16 protein-coding genes are annotated in these 15,956 nt (G+C 57.0%); 3 read left to right on the forward strand and 13 right to left on the reverse strand.

What is annotated here, in order from left to right; genetic code table 11:
• Positions 1-53: 53 nt before the first annotated feature.
• From P0120_04145 to P0120_04195, 11 genes are all read right to left on the reverse strand, one after another.
• Positions 54-731: a DUF5752 family protein gene (locus tag P0120_04145; protein MDF0673523.1), complete on the reverse strand. Its 678-nt coding sequence runs from the start codon at positions 729-731 to the stop codon at positions 54-56.
• A gap of 522 nt (positions 732-1,253) precedes the next feature.
• A complete protein-coding gene (locus P0120_04150; GenBank protein ID MDF0673524.1) occupies positions 1,254-1,622 on the reverse strand; it encodes a VOC family protein in 369 nt (122 codons plus the stop codon).
• Between the two features lie 65 nt (positions 1,623-1,687).
• Positions 1,688-2,188, reverse strand: coding sequence for a DUF4037 domain-containing protein (locus tag P0120_04155; GenBank protein MDF0673525.1), 501 nt, complete (start codon positions 2,186-2,188; stop codon positions 1,688-1,690).
• Positions 2,189-2,658: 470 nt separating this feature from the next.
• Entirely contained in the window at positions 2,659-3,834 is a 1,176-nt protein-coding gene (locus P0120_04160) for an NADH:flavin oxidoreductase/NADH oxidase (GenBank protein MDF0673526.1), read from the reverse strand.
• A gap of 84 nt (positions 3,835-3,918) precedes the next feature.
• A complete protein-coding gene (locus P0120_04165) occupies positions 3,919-4,386 on the reverse strand; it encodes a GNAT family N-acetyltransferase (GenBank protein ID MDF0673527.1) in 468 nt (155 codons plus the stop codon).
• A 66-nt stretch (positions 4,387-4,452) separates the two neighbouring features.
• Positions 4,453-4,932: a methylated-DNA--[protein]-cysteine S-methyltransferase gene (locus tag P0120_04170; protein MDF0673528.1), complete on the reverse strand. Its 480-nt coding sequence runs from the start codon at positions 4,930-4,932 to the stop codon at positions 4,453-4,455.
• Positions 4,933-4,934: 2 nt separating this feature from the next.
• On the reverse strand, positions 4,935-6,380 hold the full coding sequence (locus P0120_04175; protein ID MDF0673529.1) for an AlkA N-terminal domain-containing protein: 1,446 nt from the start codon (positions 6,378-6,380) through the stop codon (positions 4,935-4,937).
• Positions 6,381-6,457: 77 nt separating this feature from the next.
• Positions 6,458-7,642: a Na+/H+ antiporter NhaA gene (gene nhaA / locus P0120_04180; protein MDF0673530.1), complete on the reverse strand. Its 1,185-nt coding sequence runs from the start codon at positions 7,640-7,642 to the stop codon at positions 6,458-6,460.
• Positions 7,643-7,695: 53 nt separating this feature from the next.
• Positions 7,696-8,061: a glyoxalase superfamily protein gene (locus P0120_04185; GenBank protein ID MDF0673531.1), complete on the reverse strand. Its 366-nt coding sequence runs from the start codon at positions 8,059-8,061 to the stop codon at positions 7,696-7,698.
• 173 nt (positions 8,062-8,234) lie between these two features.
• Positions 8,235-8,603 (reverse strand): nuclear transport factor 2 family protein, encoded by a 369-nt coding sequence (locus tag P0120_04190; GenBank protein MDF0673532.1) that lies wholly within the window; start codon positions 8,601-8,603, stop codon positions 8,235-8,237.
• 64 nt (positions 8,604-8,667) lie between these two features.
• Positions 8,668-9,384: a carbonic anhydrase gene (locus tag P0120_04195; protein ID MDF0673533.1), complete on the reverse strand. Its 717-nt coding sequence runs from the start codon at positions 9,382-9,384 to the stop codon at positions 8,668-8,670.
• Between the two features lie 476 nt (positions 9,385-9,860).
• Here P0120_04195 and P0120_04200 point away from each other — a divergent pair, with 476 nt between their 5' ends.
• A complete protein-coding gene (locus P0120_04200; GenBank protein ID MDF0673534.1) occupies positions 9,861-10,238 on the forward strand; it encodes a YciI family protein in 378 nt (125 codons plus the stop codon).
• Positions 10,239-10,549: 311 nt separating this feature from the next.
• Here the strand turns inward: P0120_04200 and P0120_04205 are convergent, their stop codons facing one another.
• Both P0120_04205 and P0120_04210 read right to left on the reverse strand, forming a co-directional pair.
• Positions 10,550-11,347 carry an SCO family protein gene (locus tag P0120_04205; GenBank protein MDF0673535.1) on the reverse strand — a complete coding sequence of 266 codons (798 nt, stop codon included), beginning with the start codon at positions 11,345-11,347 and terminating at the stop codon, positions 10,550-10,552.
• Between the two features lie 913 nt (positions 11,348-12,260).
• On the reverse strand, positions 12,261-12,512 hold the full coding sequence (locus P0120_04210) for a hypothetical protein (protein ID MDF0673536.1): 252 nt from the start codon (positions 12,510-12,512) through the stop codon (positions 12,261-12,263).
• An 84-nt stretch (positions 12,513-12,596) separates the two neighbouring features.
• Between P0120_04210 and P0120_04215 the strand changes: the two genes are divergently transcribed.
• Both P0120_04215 and P0120_04220 read left to right on the forward strand, forming a co-directional pair.
• Complete coding sequence (locus P0120_04215) at positions 12,597-13,223, forward strand: ABC transporter substrate-binding protein (GenBank protein ID MDF0673537.1); 627 nt, start codon at positions 12,597-12,599, stop codon at positions 13,221-13,223.
• 65 nt (positions 13,224-13,288) lie between these two features.
• A complete protein-coding gene (locus P0120_04220; protein ID MDF0673538.1) occupies positions 13,289-15,928 on the forward strand; it encodes an MMPL family transporter in 2,640 nt (879 codons plus the stop codon).
• The last annotated feature ends 28 nt before the right edge of the window (positions 15,929-15,956 follow it).

The following is a 15,956-nucleotide window of genomic DNA, read 5'->3' on the forward strand; positions in this document are numbered from 1 at the left end:
GAGAGTTAATCCGTTCTTCAATTCGACAGATCATCAGATCAAGAGATTCTTCACTATGGTTTCCCTAGAAACTCATCGCACGCCGTGATGAGACTCGACCGTAGGCGCTCAAGGCTTCCCAAGTACGGGTTGATGGAGCGGATACGATCAGCCAGTTCATGCAAGCCGAGGCCCGTTCGGATCCAGGCCGAGAAGTCGCTTTCTTCTCGCCCCAACCGGAAATGCGCTTCGAACATGTGGAAATAGATCGCGCTGACATCGACTTCGGCCACCACCTGTCGAAATTCCGCTAGGGACCTCGCTTCCAGGCCGATCGGCACTTCCAGAATCCGGGAGCGCTTGAAATGGAACGGCTCGCCGAACACCACACGGGGAATAATGGACATTCGCGACAGATGATCGTCGATGATCGAAATAATCTCTTCCCGCAGATCCTCCAGGTTCGGATAGTCGAATGGATCGACCACGGCAAGCCGTTCGCCCAGCACATGATCTCCGACCTGCATCACGACCCATTGGGAAAAATCATTCGGATAGGCCCGCTCGATGAAGCGATGCCTGAGAAAATAGCTATGGGTATGGAAATGAATTGAATCGAGCGGGACCTCTTCGACGAGTTCGGCAAGTTCTTTCTCGTCATCCGCCTGTTGCCCAAGGCTTTCCTGCACCTCACTGCATCCAATGAATGCAAACGTGGAATCGACGATGTTATGCGCAGCCTGTTGGGTCATATGAGGTATAAGTCACTATCTATGCCGATTTGAAGACCCGTTCTTATGATTCATGATCAGCTCGCGGTGACTCTAGCTGGAACTCTGCGGTATGTGTCAACCCTCACCCACATTATTCATGAACACTGATACTGCGATACTTCCAGAACGTTGTCGCTTACTCGCTAGAAAACTCTCTATCTTGGTTCCACAGGTTGCCCTCTGATGCGCAATCAGGCTGCGCTTCTCAGCTTGTTCCCACTCAATGTCCTGTAGTGCTCCCCATTTGTCAAGCGGCCAGGAACTGAGTGCTGTGGTCGCGGAAGCGCGGTCATTCCTGGATACAGCGCAAGGATGATCTGCGTGGTGTCCGTTTTCACTACCGAGACGACTACAAGATCAACTTAGGTCTCAATTCATATTAGTACAGCTCGGGAAAGTTCTACATTGCACAGAAAAGGATATAAGGTTACATCTTACATTTCGCGATCCGGTTAGACCGCGCTTTCTCCCGTGCGATTGGTACCCCAAAAAGCAACGTATTCATCCCGTTTTTCTCTGATGAATCATCACAGAATTCCCATCGGGATCTAAGACTACCGCCATGTGACAGACGGGAGTCTCCATCGGCTCAAGCGTAAATGTGCAGCTGCACTCTCGAAGCCGGCTGATCGCTCCATTAAAATCGTCTACTTCAAGTGCCACAGACCCTCCGCCACGTGAGGGCTTCCACTCCGGCGCTCCAATACCGATCGCGAGCGTCCCCGGCCCGATGTCGTATTCGACAAAACCCTGCTTCTCGTTCCCGAAGAACCGCGACTCCGTAAGTCCCAAGGTCGTCTCATAGAATTGGCGGGCACGTTTCAAGTCAGTGACGGGATAGACGGTAAATGCGATGTCCGTAACCTTCATATTGGTCTTCTCCTAATTGCTCGACTCTCCTACTGGCCTGACGGCCCTCTACAGTTGGGGTGACCCTAATCTTCGGCTGTTCCGCCCTGAGCTAAAACCAGGCTCTGAACCTCAGCCACAAGCGCACATAATTCTCTCCGCTGTTCCCGCAACTGCTCAACACCAGAACCGGTAGCTGGAGAGACAAGTGCTTGTAAACGGACCGGGAATGCTTTTGGCAGCAGCGGCAATTTTACCAATGCTTGTGCGAGTCTCTTTTCCCCCTGGAAGTATTCGCGGTTGAGCGCGAAAATCACCTGAATAACAGCTTGCACGACCCGCTGCACAAGAGCGCTCGTGTAAATAATGTCGGCTCGCTCGACGGCAGTTCGATAGTGGAAATTCTCCGGCCAGAACATGGCCTCACGCATAAACCGATGAAGGATCGATTGCCGCATCGGTTCCGGATAAGTCGCCACATCTGTTTTCCAACGCGCCAGTGTCGCATACGGATCTTCGATGATCTGCATCGTTCGAATATCGGCGAGAAGAACGTAGTTGAAGAACCCCATGACGGTCCAACCCACATAGTCCCGCCGAATTTTCCCCTGTTGGCACAATGTGATCGTACGCTCGACCTCCTGCGAATTCCGCAACCAACACTCCACGCGGCGATTTCGATACCAGAAATCGGTACCGCATTCGACAAATGGAGCATCTTGCCCCCACGAATCAACTTGGGAGTCGGCACCGACAGTCTTCGCGATCAATTCGCTTCTCTGCGGACCCGAGTGAACTTGCTCTGCAAAAAGGTATACGTCGATGTCGGATAGTGCATCAGCGTCTCCCTTGGCGTAGGAGCCACCGATCGCCATGCCACAAGGCCCCACACTGATCTGCCGCAGGAGAGGCACGAGTTCACACAGATAAACTTCTGGTGTAGTTAGGCTTTCGCCAATAGGGCTAGTCATCTTGAAGTAAAACCTGAGTCACGCGTCAACCAATTTACAAACAGCCACGGCCCGACGCTCACCAAGAACATCGCCGGTATCCAATGTTACTTCGCTCGCCGCTTGACGGCATACCCATAGGGGATAGGCCATGAAGGTTCCGAGCCAAGTTCTTGCTGCGCCTTGAGCGCCCAGTACGGCTCCCGGAGCAGTTCTCGAGCAATGAACACCACATCGGCATCCCCGCCGGTCACGATCTCATCGGCATGGTGAGACTCGGTGATCATCCCAACCGCACCAGTCATGATTGCTGCCTCGTCCCGGATCTTCCGAGCGAACGGAACTTGGTACCCCTTGGCCACCGGGATACGTGCCTTGGGCACCAACCCCCCGGAAGAGACATCGATCAGATCAACACCGAGATCTTTCAAATGCTTGGCGAGGACCACCGATTGCTCGGCATCCCAGCCGCCCTCTACCCAATCAGTGGCTGAAATCCGTACAAAGAGAGGAAGTTCCGCTGGCAATAGTTGACGCAGGCTCTCGGCGATTCGGAGCAGAAACCGCATCCGGTTTTCCAGGCTTTCCCCGTAACGGTCCGTTCGGTGATTACTCAAGGGTGACAGGAACTCGTGCAACAGATACCCGTGGGCCGCGTGGATCTCGATCACCCGAAATCCGGCCATGATGGCTCGACGGGCGGCGGCCTCGAACGCGGCGACAATTTCATCGATACCGGCTTCATCAAGGGGCATCGGCTTCGGGTCGCCGTCATTGAACGGAATCGGGCTAGGACCGAGGACGGTCCAGCCACCCACTGCAGGCATCTTGAGGCTCGCTCCTCCCTTCCAAGGCGGCTCACAACTGGCCTTTCGCCCGGCGTGGCCCAACTGAATGCCAGCAACCGCCCCTTGGGAGTGAATAAATCGCGCAATGCGCGCGAGCGGCTCGATATGTTGATCCCCCCAGATCCCCATATCTCCTGGCGAAATCCTGCCATCCGGGCTAACGGCAGTGGCCTCGACCATCACCAGCGCCGCCCCGCCGACGGCACGGCTGCCGAGATGGACCAGATGCCAATCGCTTGCTAATCCATCCATCGCGACATACTGGCACATGGGGGACATCACGATCCGGTTTCGAAGCGTAATCCCTCTGATCGTCAGCCTGCTGAGCAGATCGATCTCCGGGACTTCTCGGTCGTGATCCGAGCTGGCTGGACAGCCATGGGCTGCCACATGCGAAACTTGCTGATCGGGTCGTTCGGACATGGGCTTATTCATCCTCTGGTCTCCATGGAAAAATGTGGATGGGTGCGGCATCTCTATTCAGGCTTATAGAAGTTGCCGAAATCGTTTCTCATATGCTCATTGGTCGCCTGAGCGTTGGAGGCTGACACGAAAACTGTACCCGTGACGTTCGAAGCCCAATGATTCGTAGAAAGCGTGCGCCCGCTCACGCTTCAGGTTCGAGGAAAGCGCGGCCTTATAGCAACCCTTTTCACGAGCTACTTCAAGTGCATAGTGGATCATCATCTTTCCGACGCCATGTCCCTGCCAAGCCGGATCGACCGCTACGTCATCGATGACGGCCGACGGCGTTCCCCAATGGCCCAGATTGTCCATGATCAGCAGAGCGAACGTGCCCACGGTTTGGTCGTTGCAAACCGCGACATAAATCGTGTAGTCGGGGTAGCGCGCCATACGTTCGAAGATGCGCTCGGCCTCGGATAGAGGAAGCACCTTCCCATCATCTAAATCCGGTTGTGCATAGAGCCGGAGTATTTCAGGGAGATCGGCCTTTGACGCTGCACGGCAAGAAAGTAAAGCGTTCATGTGGCTATCTCTTTATCATGCCAATGACCAAGGCTCAGACCCGCTGGCTAGCCGTCGCTGCAAAGCCTAGACGCACCCTTCCAACGCCAGGAGAGCGAGCTTTTTCGCCAACCCTCCGGCGTAGCCGGTGAGTGAACCGTTCGAGCCGACGATGCGGTGGCAAGGCACGATGATGCTGATCGGGTTGCGGCCGGTGGCGGCACCGGCCGCTCGTGCACTACCCGGCCGTCCAGCTCGCCGTGCCAGTTCGCCATACGCGATGGTTTGACCGAACCGGACGCCTGCAATCGCCTTCCATACCGCGCGCTGGAACGGCGTGCCCTGCGGCGCGACTTTGACTGAAAACTGCGTCCGCTTGCCGGCGAAATACTCCGACAGCTCGCGCTTGGCCTGCCGTAGCGGCTCATGCTTATCGGCTCGTTTCCACTTCTTGTCGATGCGGGGATGATATTTCTGACCGGCGAAATAGACACCCGTCAACGCTTGGTCATCGGCAACCAGCAATATGCGTCCACGGGGACTTTGATAATAGTCGTAGCACAACATGATTACTCCTTGATCAGTGAATGCCAGAGCTGCATCACGGCATACGCGCGCCACGGCCGCCAGGCTTCACCGGCTTCGAGCACGCGGCGCGCATCTTTCTCCTTCAGCGCCTTCATGATGCCGAGATCGGTATGAGGAAACGCATCCGGCCATGCAAGCGCCCGCATGGCGATGTACTGCGCCGTCCACTCCCCTACGCCAGGCAGCGCACGCAGCCGTTCCATCGTCGCGTCGAGATCTGCGTGAGGCGTCAGGATCAAATCGCCGTCCGCTACGGCACACGCAAGCGCGATCACTGTGCGTGCACGCGCCGCCGGCATGCCCAGTCGTGCGATAAGGTCGACCGCCACGCTCGCCACACGTGCAGCGGAAGGGAATACCGTCGTCAGTGTCGCAAACGGCGTCTCGATCGGATCCCCGAGCGCCGCGGCAAGGCGGCCCGCGATGGTCCGTGCCGCAGCAACGGCCACTTGTTGCCCGATAATCGCACGTACCGCAACTTCGAATCCGTCGAAGGCGCCGGGAACCCGTATGCCGGGACGACGCTGCGCCAATTCGCCCAACACTCCTGCGATTTCTGTCGGATTGCAGGACAGATCCATGAGCGCCTTGATACGCCCAAGCAGTGGAGGTAAAACCCGGGCCAGCGAAGAAGAGACAACGACATGGAGCGCCGGCTTTTTCGGCGACAATCCGATCTCGATCCATCCCAAATGGTCCTTGCCCTCTGCTGTCACACGCACAGTGCGACGGTAACAAAAGCCGTCGAGCATCTCGACACCGGCAATCGCCCGTGCACGGAGAAACGCCCTCATCGCCGACCAGTCGTAGGGCGGGCGGAAACTTAGCTCGAAGTTCAAAGCATCGGCGATCGGCATTGCCTTGCCGTTCACGCGCCGACGCAACTGTCCAGGTTGCAGATGATAGCGTTGTCTAAAGAGTGCATTGAAGCGCCGCAGGCTCCCAAAACCGCTCGCGAACGCCACTTCAGTGACCGGCAAGCTGGTATCGGTGAGCAGGCGTTTGGCGAGAAGCAGACGCTGTGTCTGAGCGAACTCCACAGGTGAGACGCCGAACTCGGCGCTGAACGTACGGCGCAGATGCCGGTCGGTGATACCCAGGCTCGTTGCGACGCCTGCCAATCCGTCCGTATCGAGCGCACGATCCTCGATCAGGCCCGCCGCTGCCTGCGCCACGCGCGTTGTCGCATCCACGCTTGCATTGCCCGGCGCGAGCTCGGGACGGCAACGCAGACAAGGTCGGTAGCCGGCTACTTCGGCCGCAGCGGCGGTCGGATAGAAGCGGCAGTTCTCGAATCTGGGTGGCTTTACTGTGCAGACCGGCCGACAATAGATGCGCGTCGACGAGACCGCGACAAAGAAGCGTCCGTCGAAGCGCGTGTCGCGTGCACGTAATGCGCGGTAACAAGTGGCGGGATCAATCGTCATGGGTGCCATTATAGACAGAGCGGGCGGCACCTGCTCGCCATTTTCGGACATGACAATTCGCTAGCCCGGCATGTCCGTCACCCAGGTTTGCTCAAGAGTTTCAGCCACAAAAACCCGATGGCTCCTGCCATCAAGGAAGTCAAAAGAGTGGCCATCTTCGAAGCGCTGATGATTTCGGCGTTACCAGCAAAGGCGAGGTTGGTAATGAAGATGGACATGGTAAATCCGATACCGCCAAGCATCCCGGCACCAACAATATGTCGCCAATGCATGCCGAGCGGCAATCGGCATAGGCCGCTTGTTACGGCTACAATACACAGGCATGTCACCCCCAACGGTTTTCCTACAATCAAACCGACAATGATGCCAATGCTGTTGGGACCGGTCAACCCGTACAGCCAATCCTCCCCGACAGGCACGCCCGTATTGGCAAGCGCGAAAATCGGCAAGATGATGAAGGCAACTGGTTTGTGCAATGCATGCTCGAGTCTGTGCGAGGGCGATTCTTCGTCGTCGTCTTTTGCGGAGAAGGGGACGGCGAAAGCCAGCATCACCCCGGCCATCGTCGCATGAACGCCCGACTTCAGCATGAGAAACCACATCACTGCGCCGCCACACACATACGGTGCGAGGGACATGGTCCGGAAGAGACGATTCAACGCCAGAAGCAGGGCCCACAGTGCGACAGCACCCGCCAAAAACCAAACCGAAACATCCTCGGTATAGAACGTCGCGATGATGACGATCGCGCCCAGATCGTCGATGACGGCGAAGGCCACGACAAATACTTTCAGCGAAGCGGGAATGCGGTTTCCGAGCATGGCCAGAACGCCGAGAGCGAAGGCGATGTCCGTAGCCATCGGGATCCCGATACCGGCTTGCGTCGGCGTCCCCCAGTTAAGGGAGAAATGAATCATGGCTGGTGCGGCCATTCCGCCAGCGGCCGCAACAATCGGAAGCAGGGCGGTCCGAAAGTCTGACAGTTCACCGCTGTATAGTTCGCGTTCGAGTTCCAACCCAATGAGCAAAAAGAAAATCGCCATCAGCCCATCGTTTACCCAATGCTCAAGACTCAGACCTCCGATATTCGTCTGCCACAGATTCATATAGCCTGCGCCGATTGAGGAATTCGCAACCAGAAGCGACATCGCTGTGCAGATCAGCAGCAGAATTCCGCCGGATTTCTCCGAATCAAAAAACCGTTGGAAGGTATATGATAGGCGTCGCTGGTGGTCGATCAAGTCTCGGCCAAAGGTTGTCATCAGGGGTGATGAAATTCCGATGATGCAGTATTACGATAAGCGTCCCGGTTCGGTTAAGAGCTGACACCACTGGTAAACGTCAATCTGTTCCCAAAGGGATCAGTCACCGACATATCCCTGCCCCACGGCATCTCTTCTATTCTCGGTCCGGCGTACTTGTGGTTCTTTGCGAGGAGAGCCTTTTGGAATGCCTCCAGTTCGTTCGTTTCAATCCTCATCGCGGCGCCGGGGCAACAGTCTCCATGATGCTCTGATAAATGAAGGATGCAGTCATCCTTTGAGATTTGCAGATAGAGCGGTAAGCCTTCCTCAAAACGATGTTCCCAATCGATTCTGAAGCCCAGGAAATTGATGTAGAACTCCTTCGCTTTCTCTTCGTCGAATATCCGAAGGATCGGTTTCGTTTTTCCAAAACCCATCGTGATAACCTCCATAGGTCGCATAGCACTGGCACTCCGCAGTCCGCCCGATCGGATCTTCAAAACTCCGCTCCATGCTAACGTAGGCTTTGGGCTAATAGCGATGGGCAAGCGGACAGACTTCTCAGGCAGCATCTGTGATGTCGATGCACTTGCTTGGTCAGGTTCCCAGATTACTTGGGCGCATAATGGGCCAGCACACGAGTAATGAGTCCTCGATCATCGAGCTCCATCGTCTCGGCAGCCATGAGGTTGTTCACGCTCTCATAATAGACCGTAAGGCTTCGTACGCCGAGAAAGACTTTGTGAAGATGGAATGTGAGGTTTGGATATTTTGCCAAGCCCTTTGAGAAGTAATCTATTAAGGCCTCTTTGCCCCTGACAGTTCCGGTCCGATCATTGAGAAGTTTCACGACGAAAGGGCTGACAAACTCGATCTGCTCATTGTAGTGCCCCATAATGCGACCCAGGTTATGGGAATTCCATGACTCCAACCACTCGCGAGCAAGTTGATCAGCTCGTTCTTGTGTGAGGTACGCCACTGAGACACCCAGGCTATTCATTAAGCACATTGATGTATCTGAATCTAATGTCCCCACCAACTCATCATCCGAACGCTGTGACCTTACCGCTGTGTAAGTCGTAGACGGCGCCGACGACCTTCAGTCTTTCCTTCTTTACCGAATCGGCCAGGATCGGCTCCAGATGCTTGAGCCGCTGAACACCCTGCTCAACGTTGGCCTTAATGGCGTTCTCGAGTATGTCACCCTGTTTATCCTTCACCATCGCGACTGCCGGTCTGATCAGATCTACAAGATTGCCGATGGAACCTGGCAGGGCATCCTTATCATCAATGTGCTTGATGGCAGCCTTGACGGCACCGCACTGGCTATGACCCAGCACGATGATCAACCGTACGCTGAGTTCCGCAACGGCATATTCTATGCTTCCCTTCACAGAAGCGCCCGCACCGGAGATCACGTTCCCGGCTACACGGACCACGAATAGATCTCCTACACCCTGATCGAAGATCAACTCAGGTGCAACCCGTGAGTCCGCACAGCATACAATAACGGTAAGTGGAGCCTGGCCCTCTGCAAGCGGCACGAAGTCCTCTGGCTTCCGGCGCGGATGAGCAAGATCTCCCTTCATAAACCGCTTGTTGCCCTCAAGCAATTGAGTCAGCACCATATCCGCGTCCCGCCCGCCCCTCGGTGGGTCGGCCGCCCGCCCCATCGTCGAAATGGCGAGGCCGGCTGCGCCAGCTGCTAGTCCGGAAAGCCGTATGAACTCACGGCGGGACACCGATTTCGGAATTTGCATGACATGTCTCCTTTGAAATCAGCAGTCAGGTCCAACACTTTTTTCGTTCGACAACACAAGGCACTCTGCTTTCCGATGAAGCTCACAAACGTTCGTGCTTTGGTCGGGAAACTGAATCTCCTTTCGTGTTGATAGTGGATGCTTTTGGGGAAGAAGCACTCCCAACTCTTTGGAATCCACCTCATGGCTTTCGAGTTCGGCAGCCGAGGTCACTCCTTCCACAAAGCCCACATCAAAACGCCCATCTTTTACATATTCGGCGATTTCTTTACTCGATTTCGCTCAAAGATCAAGCGTAATCTTTCGTAATCTTTGGAAAACGACTTTGGAACTCGTCAATAACTGCTGAGAAGCGAACCATAAACGCCGCTCTCGAAAATCCAATCTTAAGGACGCCGGTTGTCTAACCCTGAAAATCAGCTGTCGATTTTCAGCTCATCTCACTATGTTACGTTATGTCACGGGAGAGGTAACTCATGAAATATCTGTTGCTGGTTCACCACAACGAGGACGCCTTTAACAAGATCCCGGAAGCCGAGCGGAAGGACATGCTCGCCGAATCCATCCGGCTCTGTCACCAGCTCGACGGGAAAGGGCAATACGTCCATGCCTCGCCTCTGCAACCTGAGGCGACAGGAATCGTCGTTCGGGTACGCAAGGGAAAGGCAACGGTAACCGATGGACCGTTCGCTGAGACAAAAGAGCAGCTCGCCGGCTACTTTCTCATCGAAGCTCAGGATCGTGATGATGCCGTTCGTATCGCCAGGCTGGTACCAGGTGCTCGCATTGGGACAGTGGAGGTTAGGCCGTTAAGGGAAGTCACCGGCTTGCCGGGAGAAGAGAAACGACCATGAGCCAGCTTCCTTTCGCCATGAGCTGCACGGCGCCCGCCCACCTCATCAGGCTCGACAGGAGAGATCGTATGAAAAGCGTGGTTGTAAATCGCCATACTTCGCCCGCCGGGAAGGACCTTATGGAGATGAGATGGAAGGTTTGGTACTTGACTAAGCCTTTGGAGAAATGAGCCACCAGCGTTTATGGCTCATTGTCCGACTGGATGTTCGCTGAACTGTCGACTGCTCTCGCCGATTACTGGCTATCGATACCGAGGGGAGGATGGCTCGCCGGACCGGTTGGATTCAACGACCGCTCAGATTTCGCCTCCTCACTTCTCCTTCAGCACCTGGAGTGTGCGATCCACCACTAGCCGCTCATCCCAGCAGGTGCGTTCGAAGGAAGCAGCGATCCGGCCTTCGGCATCAAGGATGTACGCTTCGACGCGGTGCCGGTTCACCAGCGACTCCACGAAGTTGACCCCGAGCTGGAAGTGGGCGCGGAGGGCGTCGAGCCCGTCGGGCGTCCGCAACATGCGATGGCGGGCATCCAGGCGCACCCCACGGTTCTGCCCGTAGCCACGCAGCCGGTGGGGGAGATCAAACGCGGGATCGTAGGTAATCGCCGCCGTATGGATGTGATCGACGAGCCCCCGCTCCTCCAACAATTTCTGGACCCGCGCGAGTTTCGTGACCGTGAGCGAGCACTTCAGCGGGTTGTCGCAGCGCGTGTAGAAAAAGACGACGATGGAGGGGTGCCCCCGGAAGAAGTCCTTGAACGTGAGCGAAACGCCCGCATGATCCTCAAAGACGATGGACTCAACCGGCTCGCAGCCTCGCCGGGAATCGAGCGCCCACGACACCGCGTTACCGAAGTCGCCCTGTCGCGTGCAACAGGTCTTGGGGCCGAGCTGCTCGACGTGTCCCTCGCCGCGGATCGCCCCCACGGCTTGGCCCACCTCGCTCCACAATTTGCTGGGGAGCCCGCCCTGTGGCGTGCGCAGCGCCTCCACTTCAGGCAGAACGCTGCGCGCGTGCGGGCCGAGCCACACCAACGTCGCGAGCAATTCACGAACCGGACTCGTGCCCGTGGGGGAGACCGCGTACTCACCGTACTGTTCGAATGACACGGGCTCGTCGGTGTCAGGCAGGCGATGGCCGATGCGGGTCGCGGCGGCGCTGTCATTAGGAGGCCGCCTGAGCCGGATTGAAGCGATTGTTCTGTCGTTGCCATCTCGCCCAGAGCCGATCGACATTGCAATGGAGCAAGAAGAACAACGGATCGCGTGCGGTGGAACGTCGTCCCATTGTAAAATCTCGCTTCGCAAAGTTTGACGAGGTTGCCGACGTGCCAGTGGGAAACATTTCGCCACCCTTGATGTCGTGATGCCGCGCGTGGAGAGTGAGCTATTTTTTTAAATACTCCTAATTGCGCGGGTCTGTCAACCGATATTCCGTCGAAATACTTAATTATGAATCAATACAAATGACCGGCAATTTAAGACATTGAATATTAATATGTTTCTTAAGCTAGGTTTTTTCACTGAGCACTGCGGAATCCGGGGTCACTCTGCTGCACGAGGCGGTAACATCCCGCCACCGCTGTACATTGGCGAAGGATGCGCTAACGCCGTTCCACGTTCACTCGGTGAAAGATCAGAAAGATAATTCGCTCCAGAGGCTGCACGTTGATGCAACACACCATCGCCCGAATCCGCGGATACGCTCGGACGAAATAGCGGTCGGCGTGGCAGCCGAAGAACGACCGGCGAGCCGGCGAGCAGCAGGCGCCGCGCGGAGAAGTCGGACACGAAGACAGGAACATGGTGACCAAGGGGATAGCGGGGCGATGGAGCGTTGTTGGTCGGCCAATTATACGCCTCCGCTACGGAGTGTGGGCTCTTGCAGCGAAGGCTACCGATGCGGTAGCGTTGGCTGCGATGCCTCGGGGACCTCAGGAGCTTGCGATCAGGTTTGGCGCCGCCACTCTGACACATTACAGGGGCATCCATCTGCTTCATCGATTCTTATCGCGGATCGGCTTCAAAGACGCACCGGCCATCCAGATTCGAGCGACTCAGCGAAACAACCGCTACAGTGTCGGCGCTGCCATACCCGATGATTCTCGGACTCGGCCGGATCGAGATTACCCGCTTGCTCCGACAGAACGGGATGTTTCAGCGCCTCACCGGCCTGCCCAGGTATCCCGATCCACCACGCGTCGCCGATTGTTGCTTTGGCGGTAGGCCTTGCGGCAAATTGAGAGACTGAAGCCAGGAAACGATCATTTTTCACGCCGGATTCAGGATAATGTCATGGAGTAGCGGGACATCCCGCCCTCTGAGTGTATCGAGACATGTGTCGCAAGGAGGTCTGTTCATGTGGCTCAAGACGCCTGCCAGCGCCGGCTTCTCTCTTCTGGTGTTCTGCACGGTGATGGTTCTGCCTGTGCACATCAGGGGTGAGACGCCAGGGCCCGCCCCAGTCATAGCACGCTTCAACGAGGCACTGATCGAAGCCATGAGGGGTGGGAAGGAATTGGGGTTCAGCGGACGCTATCGCCTGCTTGAGCCGGTCGTGACCGAGACCTTCTTGCCTCCGTACATGGCGAGCGTCTCTGTCGGCAGACACTGGAAGACGCTCACGGAGGAGCAGCAGCGGCAGTTTGAAGCAATCTATGCCGAATGGTTGATTGCGAACTATGCGAAGAATTTTCACGCCTACGCAGGAGAGCGCTTCGAGATCACGAAACAGTCCCAGACGGCAAGCGGCGCTGCAGTCCTGAGCAAACTTCTGAACGCGCAAGGCAAAGCAACCGAGTTCGACTACCGTCTGCGACTGACGGAGGATGCCTGGCACATTGTGGACATACGCATTTCGGGCGTGAGTCAGCTTGCCAATACGCGCGCTCAATTTGTGAGCGTCCTTGATAAAAATGGCTTCGACGAGCTCGTGGCGTCGCTCAAGCGAAAGATTCGGGAGTTCTCCCGGAGCGATGGCCAATGAGACAAAACCCACTGACTGACTGAGATACGCTGAAGGGCCAACACTCACACCGATCCGAATCACCCATGCTCACCGAGCCTACCCTTACCCGCACACAGCGCCTGCTGAGTGCCTGGGTTCTCCTCATTCAGCATCATGCCGTCGCCGTGCTCGTGGGCACTGTCCTGCTGACGCTTGGGACCCTCTATTACTCCGCCGCCCATTTCAAGCTCAACGCCGACATCCATGCCATGATGTCTGATAAGCTGTCCTACCGCGGATTGTACAAGGAATTCTCCAAGGCCTTTCCACAACAGAGCGACACCGTCGTCGTTGTCATCGACGGCATCACCACGGAACAGGCAGAGGCAGCACGGAAAACTCTAGCCGAGCAACTGAGGAACGAACAGGCGATCTTCGCCGACGTCTATGAACCAGGGGCCGGAGCGTTCTTTCAACAGAACGGCCTCCTGTACCTGAACACCGAAGAACTGGAGAGACTCGGAGACCGACTCTCGGCAGCCCAACCCCTTCTGGCGCTGCTCTCCAAGGACCTCAGCCTCCGCGGGCTGTTCGAGGTCGTTGAAAAGGCCTTGGAGCAAGAAGATCTCAGTGAGGCCCAAGACCGCACCCTTGTCCTCCTACTCGACGGGATGAACAACGCCTTCGCCGGCGCGGTTCACGGAACGGTCTACCAGATGTCATGGGAGGGCCTGGCGCTCGGCGCAGAGCAGACGGCGGGGCAATGCCGCCAGTTCATCATCCTGAAGCCACGAGTCGCGGAGGCATCTCTGTCTGCGGGAAGCGTCCACCTCGAGACCATTCGCCGGGTTGCCGGGCAGTTCGGCTACAATCAGACCGGAACCGCACGCGTGCGGATCACCGGAGATTTCGCCCTTGCGTACGAGAACCTCCTCGAAGTCCGCAACAGCACCGGCATTGCGACCGTCGCGTCGCTCCTTCTTGTGGCGCTGGTCCTTTCTGTGGGTCTCTACTTCTCAGGGCGCCTCATCGTTTGCAGCCTGGTCACATTGATCACGGGGCTCCTCTGGTCCACCGCATTCGCGCTTGCCACCGTGGGCAGTCTCAACATGATCTCCGTCACCTTCGCCGTGCTGTTCATCGGACTGGGCATCGACTACAGCATACAGTTCTGCCTCAGACATCGGGAGCTGCTGCTGCAAAGCGGCCATCAGCAGACCAGCCTCACGTCGACAGCCACCAGTGTCGGCAGAAGTCTCTTCTTCAGCGCTGCAACCACGGCCCTCGGCTTCTACGCCTTCGTTCCCACTGCCTATGCAGGCGTGGCTGAACTGGGCTTCATCTCAGGGTCGAGTATGTTCATCAGCTTCTTCGGAAACATAACCGTGCTGCCCGCTCTGCTGACCGTCCTCCCCGTGAAGGAGTGCCGGCGGTGGGACCCCTCCTGGCCCTGGCTCGTCGATCTGCCGTACCGGTATCCGCGCGGCGTCGTCGCCGTCGGTGCACTGGGGGCGTTGGTCTCGCTCTTGGCCGTTCCACGAGTCTTCTTCGACTACAACCCCCTCAACCTCCACGACAAGTCATCAGAGTCTGTGGCAACCATGCAGGAACTCTTCAATGACCCTCAGGGTCAGCCCTGGACCATTTCGGTGCTTGTGGACGGTGAGGACGAAGCCCTTCGTCTCGCCGAGCAGCTGAAGAGCCTGAAGGAAGTCAGAACGGCCGTCACGATACATGATTTCATCCCGAGCAATCAGCAGGACAAGATCCAGCTTATTTCCGACATCGCGCTGTTCATGTCACCCGAGCTCGAGCGGCCTCACGTCACGCGCCCCACCTATGAGCAAAACATTCACGCGCTTGCACGCCTGGAGCGGTCTCTCGAGAGCCATCTCAACGGACTCCGGCATTCCACCAGAGCGTCGGCGCAGAAGCTGTATGACAGCCTCAGAAGATTCAGGGGCCTTCTTGAAGACAGCCGGCGCGGCTTGTCCGCCCTGGTCCTGCTCGACGAGAGTTTGACGCCCGGGCTTTCCATGCTGCTTGAGAGACTTGGGACATCGCTGCAGCCAAGCCTGGTAGAGGGACCATCCTCCCTTCCTCGAGCATTGCGGAGCCAGTACGTCTCCGCGGACGGCCGCTTCCGTATTCAGGTGTTCCCGCGCGACAACATCACGCACCTGGCCAGTCTGGAAGAATTTGTCCGTGCGGTCAGGTCCGTGGCGCCGAACGCGACCGACACCCCTGTGTCGGTGTACGAAGCAGGCAGGGCCATAGCAGCCTCGTTCAGGGAGGCCTCGCTGTACGCGGTGATCATCATCTGCGCCGTTGTGCTCCTCGGTCTCAGAAGCAGGTCCAAGGCCCTGCTGATCCTCACCCCCATGGCGCTCGCCTTCCTGCTCACGGCCGCTGCCTCGGTGTTGCTCGGCGTCCCGCTCAATTTCGCCAACGTCATCGTTGTGCCGCTAATTCTCGGGATCGGGGTCCACAGCGGCGTCATATTCATTGTCCGCGACTGGAAAGACCCGAAACGGGAGGACAACCTGCTGAAATCCAGTATGGCCCGCGCCACGCTGTTCAGCAATCTGGCCACGATGATCAGTACGGCAAGCCTCGCCTTCTCTCCACACCAGGGGATTGCGAGCATCGGGATCCTCCTGAGCATCTGTCTCGCGTTCCTCATTCTTTCGACGCTGCTCTTCCTGCCGTCATTGATGGTGCTGCTCAACGTGCGGCTTGAGTAACGGGCATGAGCCGTCCGTACCAGCCCGA

Source organism: Nitrospira sp. (assembly GCA_029194675.1).
In the GTDB taxonomy this organism is placed as follows: domain Bacteria; phylum Nitrospirota; class Nitrospiria; order Nitrospirales; family Nitrospiraceae; genus Nitrospira_D.